Source organism: Sandarakinorhabdus sp. (assembly GCF_040398645.1).
In the GTDB taxonomy this organism is placed as follows: Bacteria; Pseudomonadota; Alphaproteobacteria; order Sphingomonadales; family Sphingomonadaceae; genus Sandarakinorhabdus.
In genome coordinates this window covers 1-1,292 of the sequence record NZ_JBBATR010000121.1, presented here as the reverse complement: position 1 = coordinate 1,292, position 1,292 = coordinate 1, and the positions used below count along the sequence as shown (strand labels likewise).

At 59.9% G+C, this 1,292-nt stretch carries 1 protein-coding gene and 1 pseudogene; both read right to left on the bottom strand.

Going from position 1 to position 1,292, the window contains the following annotated elements:
• Positions 1-67: 67 nt before the first annotated feature.
• On the bottom strand, positions 68-832 hold the full coding sequence (gene istB / locus ABWP50_RS13510; protein WP_353218505.1) for an IS21-like element helper ATPase IstB: 765 nt from the start codon (positions 830-832) through the stop codon (positions 68-70).
• A pseudogene (locus ABWP50_RS13505) lies at positions 829-1,292 on the bottom strand (IS21 family transposase); the annotation flags it as partial. The pseudogene ABWP50_RS13505 and the gene istB, both read right to left, overlap by 4 nt.

Genomic DNA, 1,292 nt, shown 5'->3' with positions numbered 1-1,292 from the left:
CCCCGATGGCCACTTCAAATTCCCCCACTTATGGCCAGTCAAACTCCCCCATGGCAGGACAGTTAGATTATGCCGAATCTGAGGCAATAGCGATACGTGAGGCGGCCTCTTTCATCCGGTAGCTCTTGCCTTCAAACTCCAGCATCGCGCAGCGATGCATCAGCCGGTCCAGAATGGTGGTGGCCATCGTGGCATCCGCTAGGTACTTGCCCCAGTCCTGCACCACCCGGTTGGAAGTGATCACGATGGAGCGGCGCAATTTGTAACGCTGATGCACGATGGCCTGCAGCAACTCGGCGCTCACATCGGCAATGCGCCTGGCCAGAAACAGATCGTCCAGCACCAGTAGATCGGGCTCAACCCAGCCCTTGAGTAACGCTGCCTGCTCCTGGCTGCTGGCCAGGCCGTATCGAGCAAACTCAGTGTCCGCCTCAACGTATCGCACGTCGTAGCCCTGTAGCGTGGCCTGATAGACCACTGCCTTGGCCACATGACTCTTGCCTGTTCCCGGTTTACCAATAATCAGCGCGTTGCCGCCCTCGGCGATGAACTTAAGCGTGTGCAACTCAAAGCAGGCACTGCGAGGCAGTTTGGCGTTAAAGCGCCAATCAAAGTCCGCCAGCGTCAGCCTCTCATCAAGGCCACAGCGTTTAAAGCGCCGCTCAATCAGGCGCGATTGGCGCCGGTCCAACTCGTCTTGCAGCATGGCCGCAAAGGTCTCGATGAAGGGCTGCTGGGCCGCTTGCGCTTGCAACACGCGCGTGCCCAGCGTATCTGCAATGCCTGACAAGCGCAGTTCGCGCAAGGCGCGCTCAATCTCGGTCATGTTCATGGCTGCTGTCCTTGTGCCATGCCGCCTTGGCTGGTCGTTGCGGCGTGGGTGAAGAGGTCTGCGTACTCTTGGGCGCTGCGAATAAGTTCATGCTGCTGGGCCAAGGCGTGCGGGCTTTGTGCTGGGGCTGTTGTTGATGGCTGCAAAGCCAGCAAAGCCTGGGTAATCAATCGCTCAGTAAGCTTCTTCACGTGGCTGTAGCTGTGCACGCCGTGCTCCAAGGCCTGCGCGCAGGCGTCATCAACGAAGTGTCTCGGGTAGCGCTTGGCCAGGTTGACGATGCCCCACAGTTTGCGCTGGCCCACGCGCCCCTCGATGGCAAACAGCATCTCGCACAGTCGCTGGGCCTGAGTGCCGATGGCACGGGCTTGGTTCAAAATAAAGCGTGTCTCGCGCGAGGGGTTGAACACCCGCTCGGACATGGGCAGCACCACAGTGCCAGGGCGCTCAGCCCGGGCAT